Raw genomic sequence first — 21,248 nt, 5'->3', positions numbered from 1 at the left:
TCAGAACCCGCCCTCCATCTCGGGCTCGCCGGCGTCCGGCAGGTCCGGCAGCTCCTCGACGGGCTCCTCGTGGAACGGGGACTCCAGGAAGAACCCGGCCATCGCCACCGCAGGCTCCGGGACTTCGGTGTCCGGGGTCTCGGAGAACTCGACTTCGAGAGTGAGCCACGAACTCTGATCGACCTGCACCTCACCGCTCCCCGCCTGCGTGAGCCGCGTCCACACTTCCAGTTCCTGCGTAGTCGCACGCAGATCGGCGGCGATCGGGAACTCTCCGGACAGCATGATGGTGCGCCGCCGGACTCCTACTCCTTCGTCGTCGTTGAGGGGGACGTCGGGCCCCGGCTGGTTGGCAAACACGAGCCGGATATCGCCCACGACCGGACTGCCAGATACCCGGAAGCCCGACACCGACAGCTTCGCCGTCATCTGTGTCGCCCACACCGGCACGTCGAACCGCCAGGTCGTCAACGCCCCGGGCCACTCCTGCCATGTCCCATCCAAGTAGCTCAGGGCCGTCGCGGCGCCGAGTCGTGCCGTCCGCATCAGCCGTTCCTGACGGGGGTTCGCGATGGCCCTCAGGTCGGTAATCATCTGCTGCGTGATCGACGTCGTGTTCGGCGGGATGTCGATCCGAGCAAGGACGACTGCCGAGTCGTGGGGTGCGATCGTCGGCAGGTCCCGCCCGATGGTCGTCGGCGGCACTCCGGAGATCACCCGCGTGAAGAGGTACGGGCCTGCCTCGGGATCCGCCGGGAGCGACCATCCCTCTCCAGCCGGGTAGGGGTTCTCCACCCGGGCGACGATCAGGTCGCTCCGCGGCTGTACACCAGTGGCCGCGATCGGAATCGTGTCCGTCACGGGGAGGCGTCCGGCGTACGCCTGGTACGTCGCTCCAGCCGCTCGGTTCAAGATCGCGCACGCGCCGGGTGCCACCTGCACGCTCGCATCGGGCTGATCAAGAGCGCGCACCACCAGGTCCCTGGCGCCGACCACGCCCTCGTTGCTGCCGAAAGCGGCGTAGGCCAGCAGCCGCGCCGTCTCGGCGGAATGCAGCGCGCCGCCCTCGGTGAACCAGGGAACTCCGTCCCACATCTGCGTCTCCTTGCTCGTTCGGTCGAAGGCGCGCAGCGTTCCCCAGGGGAACAGCTTGCGTCGCGAGGAGCGCAGAGTCGGGCACGGCTAGATGTGGGCGAAGGCGTCCCGCCACTGGATCGTCATGTAGGCGTAGATGTTCGGCACGCCGGTGTACTTGAGCTCGAAGGTCTGGCGTCCGGGCGGCAGCACCATCTCGTCGAGGCGAGGGGAGCCTCGCCGCATCAGGCCGGCGACTGACGCGCTCCCGCGGGTGACCGTGGCGATCCACGGTCGGGTCTCGATGACGAGCTTCTGGCCCCGCGCGAGGCTGATGTCGAACGTCGCCGTCCACCAGCCCTTGAGGACGACCGAGGGGTTCAGGATCGGCCCGTGGATCGTGATGATCGGCCAGGTGGCCTTGTTCCCGGCGTTGTACACGACCCCCGGAGGGTCGACGGGATTCACCGGCCCGATCGGCGGCGGCTTCGGGAACCCGGCACCGATCGGAGAGGACAGGCCAGGGCCGAAGCCGCCGGGCTTGACGGCGCTCGCCCAGATCAGCGGCACACGCTCGATCTGCTCGACGTCGTCGTACGCGGTGTCGTCGACACACTGGAACTCCGCCACGACCGGGGTGAGTCCCTGCCTGGTCAGTCTCGATCCGGCCGCCGCCCACTTCCGGGGCCGGCCGTAGAACCGGCGGCGGCGGCCGCCCTGCGTCGTCGACAGCACGGCGGAGTGCCCGTAGCGCGCACGCAGCGACTCTGCGTCCCATGCCCGCGCGAACGCGGACAGCCGTCCGAGGCCGGACGCGTGCCGCCCGTGCTGCGTACTGGAGGCACCGACGCCGTCGACGGCGAGCTCAAACGTGATCGTGCTCGCGCTGCGGTAGTCCCGGCCGAACAGGATCCCGTCGCCTCGCGGCAGCACCATGTCGCCGGCCTCGCGACTGCCGAGGTTGATCTCGTATGGCGCGGTGAGGTAGCAGCCGGTACGGAAGGTCCCGAAGGTGAAGTCGGCACCGGGGTGCCACCGGTAGCTCGGGTACCAGAGTCTCCATTCGCCTTCAGCCGGCATGTACTCCTCCAAGTCGGATACGTCGGAACTCGAACATCGCGTCGCTGATCGCTTCGCCAGGCGTCATCGGCTGGCCGGTCATCGTGAGGTTGAAGTCTCCGCCGACGAGTGCGCTGTTCCCCGTGGGAACAGCAGCCCGCCCCACGGGGGCGGCGGAGCTGCTGCCGCGCATGGTGACCGCGCCGTTGGCGAAGGCCCGCAGCGCGCCTCCACCGGGGTAGACGACCATGCCTCCGAAGATGCGGGCGACCTCGTCGAGGATGGCCTTGCTCCGCTTTCGTTTAGATTTCGACAAGGGGAGGTAAGCCTCGCCCCCGGTCTCAGGCTCCGCCCAAAGGCGCCATTCGCCCGGTTTGGCGATCTGGGCGATGTGGCGCTCGGCGCCGTTGGCGAACGCCTTGATCCGGTCGCCAGCTGCACGGATCCCTCCCTCGGCGAACCTGACGATTCCGCCGTTCGCCTGCTGGGTGACCACTGTCGGCTTGCCGACCGAGTGGTACTGGATGTTGACGTGAACGGTCTTGCCGGTCAGGCCGTTGATGCGGTCCTGGATGCTCCGCACCTGGGCGAGCGGCGCCTGGTTCGGCGCCGTGATCTCGATCTTCTTGTCCTTGAGATCCTTGATCTTGTAGCCGAGATCCTTCAGCTCCTGCTGGGCCAGCTTGGTCGGAGCCTCCACCGTCAGCTTCTTGCCCGCAGGCAGGTTCGCGACCTTGTCCCGGATGCCCGTGAGGTCTGTGGCGGCCTGCTTCACCAGGGTCTCCACGGTGACCTTCTTGTTGTTCGGCGCCCGGGACAGGTCGCCGACGAGCGCGGCGAGGTTCTCGCGAGCTGCCTGAGTGGGCGCGGACACCGTGATCTGCTTGCCGCCGGGCAGCTGCGTCACCGTGAATCCGAGGCTCTGGAGCGTGGCGATGGTCGTGGGCGCCGACGGCGTCGCCACGGTGATCGTCTTGTTCACCGGCAGGCTGCTCAGCTGGGTACTCAGGCCGAGGATGTCGGCAGTCATCTTCTCCATGCCGTTGGCCTGGAGGAGGACAGACACCGAAGACGGCATCAGGCCCATCTGGTCGGCGAGTCCAGCGGCCTCGTCCGCGGTGAGGCCCAGGTCCCGCCCGTACGCGATGGCGGCATTCCGGGCCTTGAGCACTTCGCCCTCTGCCGTCTTCATGGCCTCGGGAATGCTCGTGCCCTGGGCCTTGGCCATCTCGATGGCAGCGTTCGCGGCGTCGAGGGAGGAGTCACGCAGTTCGGTGAGGTGCCGGCTGTAGTCCTGGCCGGCTCGGGTCACCGTGCGCAGGCTGCCGTCCTGGTTGATCAGTACCTTGTTGGCGTCCTTCACCTTCGCGGTGTTGGACGCGATGGCGTCGTTCGCCGACAGGACGGCCGCGTTGACCCGCGTCTGGGCGTCATGGAAGCTCTGCGTGCCGCCGCTGAGCTCGTCCAGGGCCCGCTTGAGGTTCTCCACCCGGCTGTCGGCAGTCGAGGTAGCGCTGGACATGCCTTCCACTGCGGCTTTCAGCCGGGTGAAGGAGTCGGTGCCGACGTTGCCGGTGGTGTTGGTGGCGTCGGCCCAGTCCTTGTACTTCTGCTTGCCCTTCTCCAGCTCGCCGCTCATCCCGGACAGGGCGTCGGCAGCGGCCTTGTACGCCTTGCCCTGCTCGGTCATCTCTCGGACCGTGACCTTGCCGCCGGCCCTGTCTTCCCAGCGCATGGTGGCGTCGGCAGCCTTGCGTAGCTTCTCCTCCAGCTGGTCCAGGCTGTCGCCCTCGTCCAGGTAGGCATCCGTGAGCTCGCGCAGGCCGACGTTGGCCTGGCGCATGGAGTCCACGAGCTTGCCCTTGCCGTCCGCCAGTTCGGTGTCCTGGAGGAGCTGCGCCGCCTGTGCCCTCACGTTGGCGTCGATCGCGCCGCCCGAGTCGCGCAGCGCCTGTGCGAGGGAGCTGATGCGTTCCTTGTGTGCCTGGGCGGCTCGCGATGCCTTCTCCTGGCTGCTGGCCCACAGGCCGAGTGCGATGGTGCCGACGGCGAGGGCCGCCGCGAGGGGGCCACCGAGCGCGCCGACCAGTCCGGCAGCTGCGGTGCGCATGCCCCCCGCGGCGACGCGGACGGCGCCCATCGAGCCGGAGAGTCGGCTGCCGCTGGCCGCCGCGGTGGTGTAGGCCGTGCTCATCCGCTGCCACAGCGTCGTCTGGGTGGCGACCCCGGCGGCCGTGGTGGTGGCCACGGTGCCGACGTTGCGGAGCGAGGTGACGAGGCCCTGCACGCCGGTGGAGACGGCGGTGACGACCTTCAGCATGAGCAGCGTGCCGAGGAACGCGCCGATGGCGAACCCGGCCCCGGGGATCACGTTCATCAGCGAGTTGAAGATTTGCAGCAGGCCGTTCAAGGCACTGAGGAGGGTGCCGAGGCCGATGCCTGCGGAGGACAGGGACGCGATGGCGCTCGCGATGTTCGAGATCAGGCCGATGACGGCCGGGCCGATCGTTCCGCCGATGGCGTCGAGGAATCGGCCGATGGCGGGCATCAGCTCGGTGCGGATCTGACGGACCAGGTCGGTGACGCCGTTGTCCTTGGCCATGCGCCCGAGGCCGCGCATGAGGTCGCCGACCAGGGCGTTCAGTTCGTGGAACGTCGGCGCGGCGTCACTGAAGAACTGCTTCATGGACTTCTGGCCAGCACCAGAATTCGCCCAGCGGTTGAACCGCATCATCGAGCCTTCGAGGCCGTCCAGCATGGCGTTGCCCGCGTCCATGCCGGCGCGGCCGACGCCCGCGAGGCCCTTGCCGAGTTCGAGGGTGGTGCGCCCGAGCTGCTTCGCCTTCACCGCGGCGTGGTCGAGGAACCGGGCCAGCGATCCGGTCTCCCGGCCGGCCTGTGCGGAAGCGCGCAGCCACAGGGTGAACCGGTTGCCTGCCGCCGCGACACGCTCGACGAACGGTCCGGACGCCACGAGGAAGTGGCCAGTCGCAGCAGCGAGGTTGGCGACGCCTCCGCTCATGCTGGCGATGACCTTGCTGTTGCTCGCGGCGACCTGCTTGAAGCCCTTCGCGAACGGCCCGGACTGCATCGCCTGGGCGCCGCGCTTCGCGAGGTTGCCCATCTGCCCCGCCGCGCCGCCAAGCGCCGACTTGAGCAGGGGCAGGACCGCGCCGGACAGGGGCTTGATCTCGTTCGAGATCTTCGAGAAGAAGCTCTCCTGCACGGTCTGCTTCATCTTGCCCCAGGCGCCGCTCAGCGAGGCGACGGTCTTCACCGAGGCCCGCGCCGACACCGACAGGCCCTTGAGGGACTGGTCGAGCGCCTGCTGCTGCGCCTTGGTGAGCTTTGCCCCGTCGGCAAGCTGCGCCTGTGCCTTGAGGGTCTGCTTCAGCGCTTCGCCGAACCCGCCGAAGGCGACCTTCGTGGCGATGGCTGCCGTACCCGCAGCGGCGATCAGGCCCGGAACTGCTCCTAGGACACCGACCGCGGGCGCGGCGGCGCCCACCATGGCGGTGAGCCCGGCACCGTACTGGGTGAGTGCCGCGACGGCCGGCTGGAGGACCGAGACGATCGCCCCCATGGCCAGCATGCGGAAGCGGCCGCGTCCGCCCCGGCGTCCACCCATGCTCGGGGTGATGTCCACGGGGACATCGATCGGCTGCGCGTCGGCCTCGCCCTGCGCGCCGCGGAGCAGTCGGCGAATGCGGTCGAGGAACCCGCCCCCGCGGCCGCCTTCATCGTCCGGCCGTACGGGGACGCGCACGTCCGTGTCCGCGACGTCGCGGGCGACTTCGTCCAGCTCGCCACGCAGGCCGTCCCGGTCGACCCGGACGCGCACCGTGGCGGTGACGCCCCTCGACGCCTTCTCGACGGCCTTCTCCAGGCGCTTGCGCAGCCCCTTGGTGGCGAGCTCGACCTTGACCTTCGCGGCCAGGCCCTCGGCGGCGGTCTCCACCTTGGTCCGTAGCTCGGCGGCGAAGCCGTCGAGGCTGGCGACGACCGGGACTTCCAGGCGGCCGGCCTGCATGCCCTCAGTCATGGGGGCGCACCATTCCTCTCCGGGCAGCAGCCGCGAGCATCTTGCGGTGCCCGTTCATAGGGGCGGGCTGCTGCGCCGGTCCGGTGTTCCCCGTGGGAACAGCCTTGGCCGAGGTGTCGTAGGGCCGGTTGATATCCCGGGGGTCCTTGCGACGTCGGTCGGCGGCGAGCAGCGAGACTTCCTCGATGAGCTGCGCCAGGAGTTCGGTGTGCACGGTCCAGCCGCTTATCGGGCCGGAGGTGACGCGGGACTCTTCGGGCAGTCCGTCGATGAGTGAGATCAGTCGTCGGAGTCCGATGAATCCGGGCTGGCCGGGGCGGAGCCAGACGCCTCGGGCGTCGAGTCGGTGGTAGCGGGAGAGGTCGGACTCGACGGCTGCGAATCGCTCGCGGAGGAGCTGCCCGACCTGAAGAGCTTTCCCAGGTCCACCCCGTAGACGGTGACGAGGGCCTTGGTGAGGCGGACGTAGTCGGGGATGGAGGGGCGGGCGGCCTTGAACTCCGCGTACGTCTGCGCGCCGAGGAGCTCGCGATAGATGTCCTTGATCGCTCGGTAGAACAGGGCCGGGAGCTTCGGGCGCTTGAAGAGCACCTCCACGATCTCGCCGGCCGTGGTGGTCGAACTCTCTGCGTTGACGACGTCGCTGAGGAGGCCCATGAGGTCCAGCTCGTCGGAGAACAGCGGATCGAGGCAGTCGGCCGGGACCTCCGCCGGGAAGATGAACTGCTCGCCGTTCAGCAGCACGGGGATGCCGTTCGGGTACTGCACCTCACGCCGCTCGGCGTCGAGGTCGATTGCGAAGGTCATGGCCGGTCCTCCCGGGTCGGGTTGTCGAAGCCCGGGGAAGGTATGGAAGGCGCGCAGCTTGCGTCTCGGGCGCCCGGCACGGTGCGGAGAAGTGTGCGCCGAGCCGGCCTCTCCTATCAACCTTGATAGCACCGGCCGACTAGCGAAGGTGTTCCCGCGGGGAACAGCTGCCGCGTGTTCCCCCCATCTGGACGCAGACCCGGGGGGTCTGGCCGATAGCCTCTACCGGAAAACCATCAGCCAACGATTGAAAGGACATCCGTGGCTGGATCACTGAAGCGCGCCTCCAAGGGAACCAAGGGCGGGGGTGCCGGAGGCGCTTCCCCTTCGGCGGGACCTGCTCAGGTGGTGACACAGGGCTCCCAGTTCTGGGCCGTGCCGCAGAGCGAGGTGAACGGCGAAGGGCTCACCATCGCCGTCGAGGACATCACGGCCAACCCCTACAACGACCGCGACCTGGGCGACCTGACCGGACTCGCAGACAGCATCCGAATTGACGGCCTGGTCCAGGACGTCACCGTGATGCACACCGGGGAGTTCGCCAAGCACTTCCCGGAAGCCGCAGCAGGCATCACCACCAAGTACGTCCTCGCCTTCGGTGAACGCCGCTGGCGCGCTACACAGCTCATCGGACTGGACAAGATCACGGCAGTTCTTCGGAACGATCTCGCGCCGAAGATCCGCCGCATCCTCTTCGCAGAGAACTTTCACCGGAAGCAGCTGTCTCCGGTGGAAGAGGCCCGGACGTTCCACCGCATGCACACTGAGGAGGGCATGAGCTACCGCGAGATCGCCGACGAGCTCAGCCTGAAGACGCCGGCTCATGTCTCCCGCCGCATGGAGCTGCTGAAGCTCCCCGCAGAGCTCCAAGGGATCGTGGGTACCGAAGGCGGCCCTGGCGTTACCGTTGCTCGCGCCATTGGATCCGAGCTCAGCACACCGGAAGAGCAGCTCGCCGCGTGGGAGCTTATGAGCGGTGAGGAGCCGCTGTCGCTGAAGGAGGCCGTCCGGCGCCTGCGGAGTGGGGAAGCTGTTCCCCAGGGGAACAACGTGCCCGAGCCCCGGGCCGCCGGAGACGTCGAGACCTCTCAGGAAGTCGCGGAGACTTCGGAGTTGAACGCCCCGCCCGAGCAGGCAGAGCCAGCCCCCAGCAAGGGCCTCGACGCAGGCGACGCGGAGGGGCCCAAGGAGCAGAAGCTCGTCGCGCCTCAGAAGCCCGCCACTTCGATTGCCAAGCCGGGCGCAGACCGCGAGACGGCACAGCGCCAGCACGCTTCTGCGGACCGGGACCAGACATGCCTGAGCATGATCACTACGGCCGCCGAGCTCAGCCCCGAGCAGTCTGACGCGCTCTTCGCTCGTGCACTGCTGGCGCCCACTCAGCAGGCAGCCGCTCGCAGCCGTGCCCAGAGATGGCTTCGCGAGGCAGGCAAGTCCGGCTTCGAGATCACCGACACCGAGTCGTACTTCGAGGCGGTGCTGTCTTCCGGCAACGCCGACCTGATCAAGACCGTCACCTTCGCCACAGCCCTCGCCGCCTCCGAGATTCGCGCGCGTGATGGGCGCCGCCAGTGGGACCGGCATGACGCCGAGCACGTCCGTCTCCTGATCGACGCGGGCAAGCACGTACCCGAGTCGGAGTGGGAGCGTCGCCAGCTCGCGAAGTACACGATTCCCTTCCCCAACGAAGACGCCGCCGACGCTGACCTCATCGACTGACCGGAGCCCGCATGTCTCTCCAATCACTGCCCCGAAAGCGCGACACACGGCCTGGCGGCCGTAACTGGCCGCTGCTGATCGCCGCACTCATCATCAGCGGCGGAAGCGCCAAGACCAGCAGCATCATCATGCTGGCCGTGACCCTGGCACTGCGCGGCTACAAGGTTCGCGTCTTCGACTTCGACCACCAGCGGAGCGCCAGTCACATCGCCTGCGCGATGGACGAGCTGCCCGCCGGCCAGGGCACCGTCTACGACCTGATGCACGGCGCCCCCCTGGATAGTTGCAGCGTCCCCTACCGCTATCTTGTCGCGCCCGAGCGGCCCGACCCCGACAACGAGGGCCAAATGCTGCCCGCGGAGTACGAGGAGATCCCGAACCTTCAGATCGTGCCCGGCTCCCGGAACGTCAAGAACTTCGACACCGAGAGCACGCAGGACGGGTTCCTCCTCGGCTGGTTCCGCGACCTGTGCGACGACTTTGAGGGCGACGACGACGTCTGGCTGCTCGATCTGCCGGCGTCGCTCAGCAAGCTGGGTGTCTCGGTTCTGACTCCGTTCCAGGAGGACGACGAGATCCTTCCTCCGGTACTCGTCACGAGCAAGGAGGAGACCGACCTGAAGGCCACCTTCGAGGAACTCGCGGAGATGAAGAGGACTCAGAACGCGAACTCCCGTCGCCGCAAGACCGCGCCAACGATCAAGCACGTCATGATGTGTGGGACGCCTACCCCGGGGCGTCCGGATGCCGAAGGCGACATGACCGTGGAGTCCATGACGGCGACGTACAGCGGGCACGTCGAGCTCCACAAGGTTCGCTGGAGCAGCTACATCCGGCAGCAGCACCGTCGGCAAGCCCCGGTGCACGCCTTCGGTCCCCGCAACGCCGCGCCGATCGAGGACTACAACAAGCTCGCTACGGCACTCGGGTTCGTCGACCTGAACCCGTAGGGGCGGTGCGTTCCCCAGGGGAACAGTGAAGGCCCGTACTGATCGTGGAAGTCTGCATCTCCCACGCCCAGTACGGGCCTTGTCGTTGTACCCCGTCAGACTACGGGGCTTCGGAGAAAGCAGGGTCGTTGGTGATCAGGTACCACGCGTCCGCGTCGTCGCCGCCCTGCACGGCCAGGCGCAGCGGCAGCACTGCCTCCTTCGACTTCTGGAGGTCGGTCTGCACGCCCTCCATCTGCATGGCGCGCGGGATGACGTAGCGGTACACCTTGCCGCCGTCGATGACCTCGATGCAGGCGGCGATCTCGGTTCGGCCTCCGATGCGCGGGGGCGCGAACTTGTAGTGCTTGACTCCCACGCCCCCGCCGGCCGGGGTGATCTCGGAGATCGTGCCGCCGCCGAAGACGGCCTTGAAGTTCTTCGCGTTCCACTGCTGGAGGTCGACCTCAATGGTCGCGCTGTCGCTGGTCTGGAAGGTGCGGCTGGGGAAGTCGGTCTGGGCGCTCTTGACCTGCTCGAACTGGGGTTCCTCGTTGAACTTGAGGCTGTCCTCGGTGGTCAGACCCACGGAGTACCACCCCGTCGGCATTTCCACCGTGGCGTCCGCGGGTGCGGTGGTGCCGACGACGCCGAGCCAGAGTCGGGTTCGTGCGGGTACGACGATCTGTGCTGCGTTGGTGATCTCGCCTGCCATGGCGGTGGGCTCCTCGTGGCCGGGGGTTGGGGCCGGGCCACGATGTGGAAGGCGAGGCGCTACCGTCCCGGGCTCACGAGCGGGCGGGCACAGCTGCAAACGGGGTGGGGCAGGGCCACCGCGGCGCGGCCAGCGCCGCCCCCACGAGGATCTTGGCGACGCGCGCCCGCTGAGCGTGCTCACCGATGCGGGTGAGAGCGGCCTCGCATGCAGTGCTCAAGGGCCGCGGGATGGCGTACTTGAAGGCGATTGCGTCCAGGGTCTGGGCTTCGCGGAGCGGCAGGCTTCCGGCGAGGGCCTGGTGGTGGTGTTCGGTCTCGACGTAGCTGATGCTCTCCAGAGGCCGCCAGTTGGCGTTGTCGGTCGGGGCGGTGCCGACGGGGGCGATCATCACGTCGGCCGGGTTCAGGGTGTGGGTGAGCGTCACGGTGTCTCCGGGTTGGGGTGCTGGGCGACGAGCAGCCCCATGACCCATCGGGGCTGGCCTGTTTCCAGGGGCGATTCGAGCAGTACGCCCGACGGCCGGACTCCGGTGATGACGGAGTAGCCGGGGCGGGGTGGCGCGTCGACAACCTCGGTTGCGGCGACGGCACAGACCTTGAGGATCCGGGCGAGCTCGGCGGGGCCCGGCCAGCCGCTGAGGTCGCCATACAGCTCCAGCGACACTTCCGGTTCGGTGCGCCACGTCAGGTTGCCGAGGTCGCCACCGGGGCCGGCTGCGACGCGCAGGTGCGGCCAGGGGGCCTCGCGCTCGCCAGAGACTCGGCCGGGCCCGCCCAGGATCTCGGTTACCCGAGGGTGCTGGGCGAGCCACGCAAGAAGGGCCGCGACCTCGTCCGCGTCGGCGAGGGCGTAGGCGCTGGCCATGGTCAGCCGCGCCCGCGGGCGATGTAGCCGTTGCCGCGGAGCTGGCGGGCGTAGTCAGGAGAGACGTGGACGCTCTCGCCCGGCCGGTAGTCGCGTCCGCCGATCACGAGGTGGTGGGCGAGCACGACCTTCTCCGGGCTCTGTCCCTCACGAAGGGGCGGGCCGGCCACGGCCGTGGCCGGCGCAGTCGCGGTGTCATCGGTGGCTGTCGGGGCGGTGTCGGCGGTGGTCTCGGCTGTCGTGGTGGTCTTACGGGGGTTCGTCATGGAGCGGAAGAGTGCAGGAGCGGGCGGCTTGTGTCGCCCCCTCCCAGCGCGGCTGTTCCCCGGGGGAACACCTCGGCCCGCCGGTGATGGTCGGACAGGGGTGTGCTCCTCGGCGCGGCTGTTCCCCTGGGGAACAGCTACGTGCTTGCGGCGACCGCCGCGGTGGCGCGCGCCATGTAGTAGGTGCCCTTCGCTTCCAGGTTCCCTGGATAGACGGTGCCGATCTCAGCAGGGACGACCCACTCGCCTTCGGCGATGACCTTGACGGTGACGGTCGAACCCACGACGACGGGCGGCAGGGTGCGGATGTTCCGGGAGATGCCGTCGGAGATGCGTTGAGCGTGGCACCGGCAGTTCTTGAGGTTGGCGACGGCTCGGGAGGACTCGTCGCGCGGGGCCTTCATGTACGTGAGAGGGCCCAGGCCGCGGTGCTCGCGGTCCCACTTCATGGAGTTCACCTTGAATCGCAGGTTGTCGGGCACCTCCTGGTTGTGCGCGGCAACGTGCGTGGGGCGGACGCGTTCGTCGGCGACGGTGATCCACTTCTTCGTCGGCGGGGCAAAGACCTTGGCCTGCCTCTCGACGCGCTTCGCGATCTCGTGGATCTGGGGGGCGATGAGTCGGGCGAGCTTCTGCTCAAGGCCTGGCTCGGCATGGAACTTCGCCATCAGGGCACCTCGGGCGGGTTCAGCGCGGCCACGACGGCGATGTAGTCGGCGGCGCCGTATCCCGGCACGCGCTTGAGCAGGGCTGTGCCGACGGTCCAGGTTCGGGTTCCGTCGCTGAGGACGTCGCCGGGCTCCAGTGGCCAGGCTTCGGGGTCCACGCGCAACGTCCATGAGCCGTCGGTCTGCTCGTTGGCGGCGCCGGGCCACGTGCCGCGGGGCGCAGGTCGCGCGTCCGGCGGGGGCGGTACGGCAACCCCGCGCGCGTCACGGCCCCACGGGTGGGTGAGGACGAACGCGGTGAGCTGCCGGTCGGGGAGGACGACGGCCACGGTTCACCACCTGGTGTAGCGCCGGCCCTGGCCGTACGGCCAGGGCTGGGCGGGGACGACGGGCAGGGGGCGCAGGAGCAGCTTCCGGAAGTCGTTGAGGGAGTCGAGCGTGGGGAGGCTGCCGGGCTGTCCTGCGCTGGGGGCGGCCTCGTAGCTGATGGACTGCCCTTCCGCTGAGACGGAGGTGACCCGGCGCCCGCCTCCTGCGGCCGGGTCGTTGCGGAGGGTTTCCGCAGCGTGGGCTACGACGTAGCGGACGATGGGCTTCTCCGCTGCGGCGTCCAGGCCGACCAGGAGGTCGACGTCGTATCGGTCGTCCGCCTTCTCTGTGACGCCGGCGACGGTGACGATGTCGTCCACGCCGTTGAGGGGCCACGCCCTCGCGTCGAGGAGGTCGTAGCCGAAGAGTGGCCGGGCGTCCGTCAGTGTCCGTGGGGTGGGGAGCAGCGGCCGGCCGAGATGTCCCGCGACGTCGCTCTGCGCGTCGGCGATGGCGTCCCGGAAGGCCTCGCGCTGCGCGGCGCTGAGTGGGAGCGGCACGTTCAGCTTGTCGGCGATCTGCTCAGCTGACGCGAGCAGCCCTGTGCCGAGGGGGAAGTCGATCTTGACGGTGCGGTCGGTGGCGGGGTGAGTGTTGGCGCCCGGGGTGAAGGTGACGGTGCACCAGTACCGTCCGTCCGGCAGGTCGGGGAGCGTGAACCGGTAGGTCGCGGCTCGCAGACGTGCCGCCGGGCCGGCCGTGGCCGCTGGAGCTCCGGTGCGCTCCGGTGCGGTGTAGAGGTCGATCCTGGAGACGCTCCCTCCGTTCGAGCCTGGGTCGCACGCAGCGCCGCCGTACACGGGTTGGTAGTCGTACACCGTCACCTGGACGTCTCCTTACTCGGCGGCCGCGAGCTGGGCGTGGAGCCGGGCGACGACCCTCTCCATCTGCTGCCGCTTCAGCTGCGCGCCCACGGGGACGAGCAGGCGGGTGGCGGGCGTGTTGTAGGCGCCCATGCCGACGTGCTCGATGAGGCGAACGGTGCAGCGGAAGGTCGTGCCGTACGGCGGGACGGGCACGAAGACCGCGTCCGGGTCGGTCGGCGGCTGGCCGGTGGCTTCGTCTTCCACTCGGTCGCCGATCGTGGCGGGGAGGAGCTGCTGAGCGGTGGTCAGCAGCTCGGGCTCCGGAATGGGCTCCAGGTCGGTTGGGGGCTCCAGCGGCGCGACGTCCGGGGCCTTGGTCTCCACGGCCTCGGGGATGTTCGTCTCGGTGTCGCCGGGCGCCGCCTTGTCCTCGGTGGCGTCAGCGGGCTCGGTGCCGACGGTGGTGGCCGGGATCTTCTCCTCGGTGTCGGATGTGGTCTTGCGGGTGCGGGGCGTGGGCACAGGGTCCTCCTGGCGTGGATCGGTGTGGAGGGAGAACCCTGGCCCGCGGGTGCCGCTACCGTCTCGGTCAGGCGTAGGTGTAGCCGCCGGTCTTGGTGACGGCCCCGGCCTCGTCGCCGACGACGACGTTGACCGCGCCCGCCGCGCCTGCCGGGCTGGTCACCTGGATCTTCCCGGCGGTCAGCACCTTGAGGTTGGTGCCCGCGGTGCTGCCGAACTTGACGTCGGCGACGCCGTCCAGGTTGGTACCGGTGATGGTGACGACCGTGCCGCCGGCCGCCGGTCCCGTGGCCGGGCTGACGGTGGCGATGGTGGCCGAGGGGAACAGCGCGTCGATCTGGGACTGCCGCACCAGCGCTCCGGCCTTGTACAGGAGGGTGCGGATGGAGCCCTCCGGCACGCTGTCGCGGGTGTCGTTGGGGCGGGTTCCCTCGTCGTGGCGACGGGTGGCGTAGACGTCGGCGGTGACCCGCATCAGCGGGTTCGGGGCTGTGGTCGCCGGGAAGCCAGCCTTGGTGATGCGGGTGCCAGCGGCGTTGTAGATGCCCATGGGGGTCCTCTCAGGTGAGTTCGAAGGGCGCAGCGTGCCGGATCGAGTGAGCTTGAGTCCCGGTCACAGGATGCGTAGGTCGTCCCAGCCATCGGCGGTCACCGAGAAGACGAGCAGACCGGGCTGGGATACCTCGCCGCTGCGCATGGCGTACCAGTCACTGCCGTTGTCCAGCGTCGGGGCTTGCACCCACAGGCGGCCGGCTCCGAGCTGCTGGGCGCGGAAGTGATGGAAGTGGCCGGAGACGAGGATCTTGGCGTCGGCGATGGGCTGTCGGCCGAAGGTCTGGCCTCTCCACCAGTCCGGGGCTTTCTCCGGCCGGGCGTACTGGTGGCCGTGGTTGAGGCCGACGATGGTGCCCGCCATGTCCAGGGAGACGGTGTCTCGCCACGGCTCGGGGGTCACGAAGCTGACGTGCCCGTACGCGTCCGTGTTCTTGGCGTAGGCGTCGGCGATCTGTGACATGACCTCGATACCCCAGTCGTCCTCGGGCGGGCCGATGGCCTCCTTGCCGCGTCGGACTCGGGCGTGGTTCGAGCCGCACGTCGCGGCCACGACCCGGGGGAAAACCGAGGCGAGGCGGTCCAGGCCCTCGAAGGTGAGCCGACGGTGCATGCGGACCATCTGCGTCATGGTCAGGTCGTTCGTGAACGCCTGACTGGCCACGTTCTCCTGGCCCTCGATGCAGTCGCCGGCGTCGAGCCAGTATGCGGAGTCGGGGGCCCGGCCGACCTTGCCGAGGTCGCGAACGTGGTCCTGGAGCCGGTCGAACCGCTCGGCGACTCGGGCGACGAGCTCGCGGGTGCCACCGTCGCGGCCGACTTTCCCGGCCTGCGGGTCGGCGTACACCACGGCGAGGGCGCGGTCGGTGGACGCGGCAGGCGTGCGGGGGGCGCGGCTGCGGCGCATCACGTCGTGGATGAGGCTGTTGAGGTCTTCGGCGGATGCCCAGCCGGGGGCGGATGGCTCGATCAGGTAGCGGCAGCGCCAGACGGGGCGTGTGACGGCGTCCTCGCCCTGGGCGTCGCGGTGCCAGGCGGCAGGATCGTGGCGTGCCTCGACCAGGCGGACGCGGTAGCCGTTGGGGACGACCAGGCCCAGTTCTTCGACGCGGGCTCTCCATCCCGCCTCGTCCTGGGGCGGGGGGTCGGCAGCTGGGGCGGTGACGAGCATGCTGCCGCCGGGCTCGTACCGGACGCCGGGCTCCCAGCCCTTGGGGACCGGGGGTGTCGGGCGGGTGGTCTCCGGCGGGGTCGTCTGTTCTGCGGCGGCGGGCTTGAGCAGCGCGTCGAGGTCGTCTCCAAGGCTCATCGCGGGCACCTGCAACCGTTGGAGCCACCGCGGCGGCGGTGGCGGGCAACGGCCGGCGCCTGGACGCGGTGGCCGCTGCTGGTGAGGGTGTCAGCGATTCGCGTGGCGGTGACGGCAGGGTTGTCCAGCACGATGCGGAACTTCGCGGCGGTGTCGGCGTCCAGGTCGTCGAGGACGGACCCGACGGTGCAACGTGGCCCCCGCGGGGGCTCGGGCTCGTTCAGGAGCTGGGTGAGGGCCGTGCCCAGCTCGTTGGTGTCTGCCACGGCAGTCCTCGCTCTCTCGGTATGTGGTGCGGGGCCGGACCGTACGGTCCGGCCCCGCGTCAGGTCTCCGCATGTAAGGGTCAGCGGGCCCAGGTGCCTACTACGAAACTCTCCGGGCGAGAAACCTCAAGCGCCAGACGTTCGTCGGCTCGGAACGTCAGAACGCCCCGCTCGAAGTTGTCCGAGTTCTCCGAGGAGACAGTGACCGAGACGTTCTCCCGGTCGTAGAGCTGAGCCCCCATCCCGAATGCGCCGAGCAGGTAGTTGTCGTCCGGCATGGCCGTCGACTCAATGACGTTCAGGCGCCAGACGCGCTTCTGCGCGCCGACGGCGACCTGGAGCGCGACGCGGAAGGCGCCGTTGTCGTCGGTCTCGACCTCGACCTGCTCCCACATGGACGGGCTGACCACGAGGCCGCTCGGGTCGTACTCGGCGATCAGGGCCTTGGTCATGGCGCGCCGGACCTGGATGGAGAACTTGTCGGTGTTCGAGCCGGTGTAGGTCTGGATGCCGGGGGTGTTGAAGAGGCCGACGATGGACGTGCCGTCGCTGCCCTGGCTGTGGAGCAGGTCGTAGTCCTCGGCGAACTTGATGCCCTCGATGAGCCGGCTGTTGATGAACTGCTTCAGCCGCGGCTCGTCCGACAGGATGTTCTTGTGGCTGTCGAGCATGTGGGAAATTTCCGAGATCGGAAAATTCACGGTCTCCAGCTTCAGCTTCGACCGCGGGGCCCGGCCGAACACGTCGCTGTCGAGGCCGGTCGGCGCGGAGACGCCGTCGGCCGCCCGGCGCTCAGGCGTCTGAGCCGCGTTGTTCGTCCAGCCGGTCTCGCGGATGCCGATGAGGACCGCGGACTTGGTCTTGGCCTTCGGGAAGAGGTCGCGGATGTGCCACTTGCGCCGCTGGGCCTCGGTGATGCCGAGGTCTTGGGCGGAGCCGAGAGCCTGGACGGTGTGGGTGCCGGCGGAGAGGGAGAAGATGGACTTCCCCTCGATCTCGGCGCGGATGAACGGCCGCTCCTTGAATTCCTTGCCGCGGGCGCGCTGGAAGGCGTCGGACTCCACGAAGTAGTCGCCGAGGCTCTTGACCTCGGGACCGGCGTGCGCGGCGCTGCCGTAGAACTGCCCGGCGGCGGAGGAGCCATCGGGGGCGTCGAGGTAGCCGGTGAGGGTCTCGGCGCCCTGGGCGGCGTCGAGGAGGCCCTTGATCTCCTGGGCGTCGCGTACGGCCTTGACGTACGCGTTGCGCTGCTCGGTGGAGACGACGAAGGCGCCGTTCTCTTCCTTGAAGGTGCCGGCGATGCGCTCGGCCTCCGCCGACTTCTCGGCGAGCTGGCCCTTGAGGGAGCGGATGAGGCCCTTGTCGGTGGCGGTAGCCATGGTGTGCTTGCACTCTCCTGTGCTGGATGGGCGATGGCGTGCGTCGCTCGCCCGGCCAGCACCGGGACGCCTCAACGCGAGGCGCAGTGAAGGAGAGTTCGGGTACTACCGTCTCGGGCTCCCGGGCACGAAAGTTCGTGCCGCCGGGAGCCCGAGGATTGAGCAGGTCAGAGGGTCAGGGATGCGAGGGCGGCCTTGACCTCGTCGGCGTCGAGTCGGACGCGGGCGGCATCGTCCTCGACCGGGTCGCCCGTGCCCATGGCGTCCGGCCCCGAGGTGTTCCCCGTGGGAACAGCCGCGTCGTCCGTCTCCTCGTCGTCGTAGTCCTCGCCCTCGTCGGACTTCTCCTCGGAGGTGTTCCCACGGGGAACAGCCTCGTCGTCGGGGTCGTCGCCCCAGCCGTCGACGACGTCGTACTCGTCGTCCCACAGGTTCAGGGAGGAGCCGGGCGGGACGTTGGTGTCGGTCATGGGGAGGCCCTTCTTCGCGAGAGTGCTGAGAAGTTCGGTGATGTGGGGCTGGAGGGACTGAAGGTGGCTCGGGCCGGCGTCCGAGACTTCGATCAGAGCCGTGGCGTCGTTCAGGACGGCGGCGGCCGGGAGGACGTACCGAGCGTCGATCTCTTCGTCGCCGCCCACGGCGTGGGTGTCGCCGGTGACCGGCAGCGCCACGGTGGTGAGCTCGACTTCGGACGCCGTCCCGAGGTCGATGTCTCGGCCGGCGACCGTGTAGGGGATGGAGTAGGTGGTGGTGATGCCGTCGTTGTGCCGGGTGGCGATGACGTGGTCGGGGTAGGTCGCCTCCACGCACACGTAGCAGTCGCCCATGCTGTCGGCGGACTTCCAGAGCTGGCGGACAGCGTCGCTGAGGCGAATGTGCAGCTGCTCGTACGACAGGGGCATGGGGCGCATGGCGGACTCCGGGAGGGGGACGGACTTCGCTTCCAGGACGATCTGCGCCGCGGACTTCCGTTCGGGCGCTCTGCGGGCCGGACGCAGGGACTTGGCTTCCAGGACGATCTGCGCGGCTGACTTCGCCTCGATCGAGGCCGGCTGGGCTGCGGGGGCCTCCGGCTCGGGCTGGTTGAGGGGGACGCGGTACTGATCACCGCCTCGGACGACGGTGATGTGGTCGAACACCACGGGGGTCGACGGGATGGGTGAGGCGTCGGGCAGGTCGTACCCGAGGGTCACGTGGGGGGTGAAGCCGTGCTTGGTGTCGACCTTGTCGGAGTAGATGGAGCCCCTCAGGGCCTCGGCAACGCGCTGTTGCAGTTCGGCCAGGCCCGGCACGTCGACTGGCACCCAGGTCGCTTCGCCGCTGCCGTGGTCGGGGAACCGGCCGAGGCCGCCGATGATGCCCTTCAGCGGCGTAGCGTCGGCGGCCGCAGGGGCGATGATGTCGCGGAGGTCGTCGGGGTGGCCGCCGAGGGCGGCGGCATCGCCAAGGTAGGCGAGCGTGATGTGTAGATGCTCCGGGGCGGTGCCGTCCGGGTGCGCGATCTGGGCGGCGACGTCGGGCGGGAGGCTGAGTGCCACCATCGCTCCGCGGCCGACCTGCGTTTCGGCGCCCTTCAGCTCGACGGCGGACCAGGTGGCCTTGCGCTCCAGGTCTGTCTCTGCGGTCGTGGCCGCGGCCTTGACTTCCAGGCTGCGCGTCAGGGGGTGGGCTCCGTGGAGGACGGGGCTGATCTCGTAGAGGGTGAGGTCGTGGATGATGCGGACGCCGTCGTGGCGCTTTGAGGCTCCGCCCGGCGGCACCTTGTAGCCGATGGAGAAGGCGGCTTCGCCGTTCTCGTGCCACTGCTTGACCTGCTCGTAGGCGTCGCGGCCGCGGCTGGTCCGCAGGTTGAACTGGACGGATGCGACGAGGGCACCCGCTTCGGTCGGCCAGACCGACCCGCCAGGGATGGTCCTGAAGCGCGGGTCTCCGGGCATCCACTCCTCGATTGTGAGGACCGCGCCGACGGGGTCCTTCCACTCGTGGTGCCAGACCGACTTCACGCGGCGCGTGGCGAGGGTGCGGGTGAAGGCACCCGGAAGGATCAGGTCTTCGACTTCGTCCACGACGCCGGTGACGGCGAAGATCGCGCGGACTACGCCCTTGGTCTGTGGCAGGCGGCCCGTTGTGTTGGGCGGTGGCGGGGTACGGGGCACGGCGGGGTTCCTCCTGGCGGACGTCTCGGGCGGTGTGCACCGTGCCCCTACAGGGGGGTTAGCGTCCTCCGCTGGCCCTGCGCCCCGTCACGCTCCCGAGGGTGCTCACCACGGCTTGCCACCCTTCTTCTTGGGGGTGCCGGTCTCCTCGTCCTCCTCGTCCTCGGGGTTCTCCTCCGCCTCAGGGTCTTCGTCGGCGGCCGCAGGGTCTTCTCCGGCGGGGTCCTCCTCGGCGTCCAGGTCGACGACGTCGTCGGACGCGCCCAGTTCGAGCGGCGGGGCGTCGAGAGCGCTCGGATCTGCCGGGTCGACTGGCGCCGGGGCCTGCCCCGGGGAGTCAGCAGGCTCGCCGCGCGTGCCGCCGGTCTCCTGCATCCCGGCGTCGTCCACGTCGATCGCCCAGGTATCCGGGTCGGAGTACCTCCACACCTGGCCGGTCTCGTCCCTCACCCAGCCCGTGAGGGTGCCGTCCTCTGCCAGATCGAGCCACGCCTGTTCCCCGTTCGGGCCGGACAGGGCGGTGTACGCCTCGGTCGGGTCGGACTCGTCGCCCTCGTCGTACAGATTCCCGGCCCAGGGGCGGGCGTCGTCTTCCTGCGGCGGCCTGAGCTCAGGCGGCGGGGGCGCGTCGGGGACGCCACCGGCGGCCGGGTCGGCAGGCTGGGGCAGGTTCTTCACGGCGTATGCGTAGTCCACGGGCGGCAGAGTCGGGGCCGGGGCAGCTTGCGTCTCGGGCTGATCCCCTGCCGCTCGCGCGAGCGGCTCGCTACCCTCGGACTCATGACTCTCTTGACGGTGTCTGTAGACGACGGCCTGGCGGCCAGCGTGCGAAACGAGGCCGAGCGGCATGCGCTGCCGGTAGATGACTACGTGGCTGCGGTGCTCCGCGCTGCTCAGTCGCCGAGCGGTGACGAGCGTGAGGAGCGCGCTCGTGAGCTGGCGCGCCTTTCCCTTGCGCAGTGGGAGGCCGCTGGCCGCCCCGAGGACGGCGCGATGGACATGGCGGAGGTCTTCGGCCGGTGACCGCCGTTCCTGCGCGGTTCGCGGCCCACGTCGGACGCACGATCCGTGACCTGCCGAACATGGTCCGGGAGGAGCTGCAAGAGGCGGTTGTCCGCGCTTGCGAGGACCCGTGGACGTGGCCGCAGGCCGACAAATACGAGATGGACGAGTCGGTTCGCGTCATCACGACGCGCACCGCGATCGTCCACTACGTCATTCTTCCGGGGCCCGATCCGCACCTCTGGGTCTTCGCCATCACGGTGTGAGGGCCTACCGCCTCGACCCGACGCGATTCCGGATGGCGAAGTACAGTCCGCCGACGGTGAGCAGGTAGACCGCGGCACCTGTGGCGAAGCGCGCCGCGGTGAGCCCGTCTCCGGGAAGCACCACGGCAGCGAAGCCGAGCAGCGCGACACAGGCCGGTACGACTGTTTCGAGCGCGACGTACCGTCTGCCACCCACTGCTGCTCCTCGCGTCGGCCGATGTACCGGCAGCAGCCTAGGACACCTCCACCACTCGCGTGTGAATTCGCAGGAGCGCCAGCACGGCATCGGCGTCGGTGGGCTCCAGCGTGCGCCGGGGACCGAGCGGGCCGAGCAAGACCGGTCGGCCCGTGTGCTGCTCGACCAGGGCCCGCACGCGGCGGGAGCCGGTCACCGGCCGGTCCTCCAGACCGGTGACCTCCACGTCGTAGGCGGCGCCGTCCTCCAGCGTGCCCATGACCCTCATGCTGTCCTCCT

At 69.4% G+C, this 21,248-nt stretch carries 25 protein-coding genes; 4 read left to right on the top strand and 21 right to left on the bottom strand.

Features of this window, described 5'->3' with window-relative positions:
- The 5 genes from ACIP84_RS37020 to ACIP84_RS37000 form a co-directional block, all read right to left on the bottom strand.
- Positions 1-996, bottom strand: coding sequence for a hypothetical protein (locus ACIP84_RS37020; RefSeq protein ID WP_401804486.1), 996 nt, complete (start codon positions 994-996; stop codon positions 1-3).
- A 186-nt stretch (positions 997-1,182) separates the two neighbouring features.
- Positions 1,183-2,154 carry a hypothetical protein gene (locus tag ACIP84_RS37015; RefSeq protein WP_401804483.1) on the bottom strand — a complete coding sequence of 324 codons (972 nt, stop codon included), beginning with the start codon at positions 2,152-2,154 and terminating at the stop codon, positions 1,183-1,185.
- Positions 2,144-6,175: a hypothetical protein gene (locus ACIP84_RS37010; RefSeq protein WP_401804480.1), complete on the bottom strand. Its 4,032-nt coding sequence runs from the start codon at positions 6,173-6,175 to the stop codon at positions 2,144-2,146. Before ACIP84_RS37010 ends, ACIP84_RS37015 begins: the two co-directional genes overlap by 11 nt.
- Entirely contained in the window at positions 6,168-6,389 is a 222-nt protein-coding gene (locus ACIP84_RS37005; protein WP_401804477.1) for a hypothetical protein, read from the bottom strand. The genes ACIP84_RS37010 and ACIP84_RS37005 overlap by 8 nt, the downstream gene beginning before the upstream one ends.
- A gap of 65 nt (positions 6,390-6,454) precedes the next feature.
- Complete coding sequence (locus ACIP84_RS37000) at positions 6,455-6,982, bottom strand: hypothetical protein (RefSeq protein WP_401804474.1); 528 nt, start codon at positions 6,980-6,982, stop codon at positions 6,455-6,457.
- A gap of 345 nt (positions 6,983-7,327) precedes the next feature.
- Here ACIP84_RS37000 and ACIP84_RS36995 point away from each other — a divergent pair, with 345 nt between their 5' ends.
- Both ACIP84_RS36995 and ACIP84_RS36990 read left to right on the top strand, forming a co-directional pair.
- Positions 7,328-8,701: a ParB/RepB/Spo0J family partition protein gene (locus ACIP84_RS36995; protein WP_401804471.1), complete on the top strand. Its 1,374-nt coding sequence runs from the start codon at positions 7,328-7,330 to the stop codon at positions 8,699-8,701.
- Between the two features lie 11 nt (positions 8,702-8,712).
- Positions 8,713-9,651 (top strand): ParA family protein, encoded by a 939-nt coding sequence (locus tag ACIP84_RS36990; RefSeq protein ID WP_401804468.1) that lies wholly within the window; start codon positions 8,713-8,715, stop codon positions 9,649-9,651.
- A gap of 100 nt (positions 9,652-9,751) precedes the next feature.
- On the opposite strand, the gene ACIP84_RS36985 is transcribed toward ACIP84_RS36990, so the two are convergent.
- From ACIP84_RS36985 to ACIP84_RS36920, 14 genes are all read right to left on the bottom strand, one after another.
- Positions 9,752-10,345, bottom strand: coding sequence for a hypothetical protein (locus ACIP84_RS36985; protein WP_401804465.1), 594 nt, complete (start codon positions 10,343-10,345; stop codon positions 9,752-9,754).
- Positions 10,346-10,418: 73 nt separating this feature from the next.
- Positions 10,419-10,772 carry a hypothetical protein gene (locus tag ACIP84_RS36980; RefSeq protein WP_401804462.1) on the bottom strand — a complete coding sequence of 118 codons (354 nt, stop codon included), beginning with the start codon at positions 10,770-10,772 and terminating at the stop codon, positions 10,419-10,421.
- Positions 10,769-11,212, bottom strand: coding sequence for a hypothetical protein (locus tag ACIP84_RS36975; protein WP_401804460.1), 444 nt, complete (start codon positions 11,210-11,212; stop codon positions 10,769-10,771). The genes ACIP84_RS36980 and ACIP84_RS36975 overlap by 4 nt, the downstream gene beginning before the upstream one ends.
- Before the next feature lie 2 nt (positions 11,213-11,214).
- Positions 11,215-11,478, bottom strand: coding sequence for a hypothetical protein (locus ACIP84_RS36970; protein ID WP_401804457.1), 264 nt, complete (start codon positions 11,476-11,478; stop codon positions 11,215-11,217).
- Positions 11,479-11,615: 137 nt separating this feature from the next.
- Complete coding sequence (locus ACIP84_RS36965) at positions 11,616-12,146, bottom strand: hypothetical protein (RefSeq protein ID WP_401804454.1); 531 nt, start codon at positions 12,144-12,146, stop codon at positions 11,616-11,618.
- Entirely contained in the window at positions 12,146-12,475 is a 330-nt protein-coding gene (locus tag ACIP84_RS36960) for a hypothetical protein (RefSeq protein WP_401804452.1), read from the bottom strand. Before ACIP84_RS36960 ends, ACIP84_RS36965 begins: the two co-directional genes overlap by 1 nt.
- A 3-nt stretch (positions 12,476-12,478) precedes the next feature.
- Entirely contained in the window at positions 12,479-13,339 is an 861-nt protein-coding gene (locus tag ACIP84_RS36955; protein ID WP_401804449.1) for a hypothetical protein, read from the bottom strand.
- A 12-nt stretch (positions 13,340-13,351) separates the two neighbouring features.
- On the bottom strand, positions 13,352-13,843 hold the full coding sequence (locus ACIP84_RS36950) for a hypothetical protein (protein ID WP_401804446.1): 492 nt from the start codon (positions 13,841-13,843) through the stop codon (positions 13,352-13,354).
- Positions 13,844-13,910: 67 nt separating this feature from the next.
- Entirely contained in the window at positions 13,911-14,393 is a 483-nt protein-coding gene (locus tag ACIP84_RS36945) for an IPT/TIG domain-containing protein (RefSeq protein WP_401804443.1), read from the bottom strand.
- Between the two features lie 63 nt (positions 14,394-14,456).
- The gene (locus ACIP84_RS36940) at positions 14,457-15,704 is read right to left on the bottom strand and encodes a hypothetical protein (protein WP_401804441.1); all 1,248 of its coding nucleotides are present in this window, start codon (positions 15,702-15,704) and stop codon (positions 14,457-14,459) included.
- Complete coding sequence (locus tag ACIP84_RS36935) at positions 15,701-15,970, bottom strand: hypothetical protein (RefSeq protein WP_401804438.1); 270 nt, start codon at positions 15,968-15,970, stop codon at positions 15,701-15,703. The genes ACIP84_RS36940 and ACIP84_RS36935 overlap by 4 nt, the downstream gene beginning before the upstream one ends.
- A gap of 80 nt (positions 15,971-16,050) precedes the next feature.
- Positions 16,051-17,349 carry a phage major capsid protein gene (locus tag ACIP84_RS36930; protein ID WP_401804436.1) on the bottom strand — a complete coding sequence of 433 codons (1,299 nt, stop codon included), beginning with the start codon at positions 17,347-17,349 and terminating at the stop codon, positions 16,051-16,053.
- Positions 17,350-17,516: 167 nt separating this feature from the next.
- A complete protein-coding gene (locus ACIP84_RS36925; protein ID WP_401804433.1) occupies positions 17,517-19,505 on the bottom strand; it encodes a 2'-5' RNA ligase family protein in 1,989 nt (662 codons plus the stop codon).
- A gap of 105 nt (positions 19,506-19,610) precedes the next feature.
- Positions 19,611-20,201, bottom strand: coding sequence for a hypothetical protein (locus ACIP84_RS36920; protein ID WP_401804430.1), 591 nt, complete (start codon positions 20,199-20,201; stop codon positions 19,611-19,613).
- An 84-nt stretch (positions 20,202-20,285) separates the two neighbouring features.
- Here ACIP84_RS36920 and ACIP84_RS36915 point away from each other — a divergent pair, with 84 nt between their 5' ends.
- Together ACIP84_RS36915 and ACIP84_RS36910 are read left to right on the top strand one after the other, a co-directional pair.
- Positions 20,286-20,528, top strand: a complete 243-nt coding sequence (locus tag ACIP84_RS36915) for a hypothetical protein (protein ID WP_401804427.1) — start codon at positions 20,286-20,288, stop codon at positions 20,526-20,528.
- Positions 20,525-20,773 (top strand): hypothetical protein, encoded by a 249-nt coding sequence (locus ACIP84_RS36910; protein WP_401804424.1) that lies wholly within the window; start codon positions 20,525-20,527, stop codon positions 20,771-20,773. The genes ACIP84_RS36915 and ACIP84_RS36910 overlap by 4 nt, the downstream gene beginning before the upstream one ends.
- Before the next feature lie 4 nt (positions 20,774-20,777).
- Here the strand turns inward: ACIP84_RS36910 and ACIP84_RS36905 are convergent, their stop codons facing one another.
- Together ACIP84_RS36905 and ACIP84_RS36900 are read right to left on the bottom strand one after the other, a co-directional pair.
- Positions 20,778-20,969 carry a hypothetical protein gene (locus ACIP84_RS36905; protein ID WP_401804421.1) on the bottom strand — a complete coding sequence of 64 codons (192 nt, stop codon included), beginning with the start codon at positions 20,967-20,969 and terminating at the stop codon, positions 20,778-20,780.
- A 37-nt stretch (positions 20,970-21,006) separates the two neighbouring features.
- Positions 21,007-21,237 carry a hypothetical protein gene (locus ACIP84_RS36900; RefSeq protein WP_401804418.1) on the bottom strand — a complete coding sequence of 77 codons (231 nt, stop codon included), beginning with the start codon at positions 21,235-21,237 and terminating at the stop codon, positions 21,007-21,009.
- Positions 21,238-21,248 lie beyond the last annotated feature (11 nt).

Source organism: Streptomyces sp. NPDC088707 (genome assembly GCF_044752725.1).
Taxonomy (GTDB): domain Bacteria; phylum Actinomycetota; class Actinomycetes; order Streptomycetales; family Streptomycetaceae; genus Streptomyces.
Note: the sequence above shows the minus strand (reverse complement) of the source record. Positions and strands in the feature narration are given on the sequence as shown.

Coding starts and splice junctions, on each gene's coding strand:
- ACIP84_RS37015 (WP_401804483.1), bottom strand. CDS start 2,154: ATGCCGGCTGAAGGCGAATGGAGACTCTGGTACCCGAGCTACCGGTGG.
- ACIP84_RS37010 (WP_401804480.1), bottom strand. CDS start 6,175: ATGACTGAGGGCATGCAGGCCGGCCGCCTGGAAGTCCCGGTCGTCGCC.
- ACIP84_RS37000 (WP_401804474.1), bottom strand. CDS start 6,982: ATGACCTTCGCAATCGACCTCGACGCCGAGCGGCGTGAGGTGCAGTAC.
- ACIP84_RS36990 (WP_401804468.1), top strand. CDS start 8,713: ATGTCTCTCCAATCACTGCCCCGAAAGCGCGACACACGGCCTGGCGGC.
- ACIP84_RS36985 (WP_401804465.1), bottom strand. CDS start 10,345: ATGGCAGGCGAGATCACCAACGCAGCACAGATCGTCGTACCCGCACGA.
- ACIP84_RS36975 (WP_401804460.1), bottom strand. CDS start 11,212: ATGGCCAGCGCCTACGCCCTCGCCGACGCGGACGAGGTCGCGGCCCTT.
- ACIP84_RS36970 (WP_401804457.1), bottom strand. CDS start 11,478: ATGACGAACCCCCGTAAGACCACCACGACAGCCGAGACCACCGCCGAC.
- ACIP84_RS36965 (WP_401804454.1), bottom strand. CDS start 12,146: ATGGCGAAGTTCCATGCCGAGCCAGGCCTTGAGCAGAAGCTCGCCCGA.
- ACIP84_RS36945 (WP_401804443.1), bottom strand. CDS start 14,393: ATGGGCATCTACAACGCCGCTGGCACCCGCATCACCAAGGCTGGCTTC.
- ACIP84_RS36940 (WP_401804441.1), bottom strand. CDS start 15,704: ATGAGCCTTGGAGACGACCTCGACGCGCTGCTCAAGCCCGCCGCCGCA.
- ACIP84_RS36930 (WP_401804436.1), bottom strand. CDS start 17,349: ATGGCTACCGCCACCGACAAGGGCCTCATCCGCTCCCTCAAGGGCCAG.
- ACIP84_RS36915 (WP_401804427.1), top strand. CDS start 20,286: ATGACTCTCTTGACGGTGTCTGTAGACGACGGCCTGGCGGCCAGCGTG.
- ACIP84_RS36900 (WP_401804418.1), bottom strand. CDS start 21,237: ATGAGGGTCATGGGCACGCTGGAGGACGGCGCCGCCTACGACGTGGAG.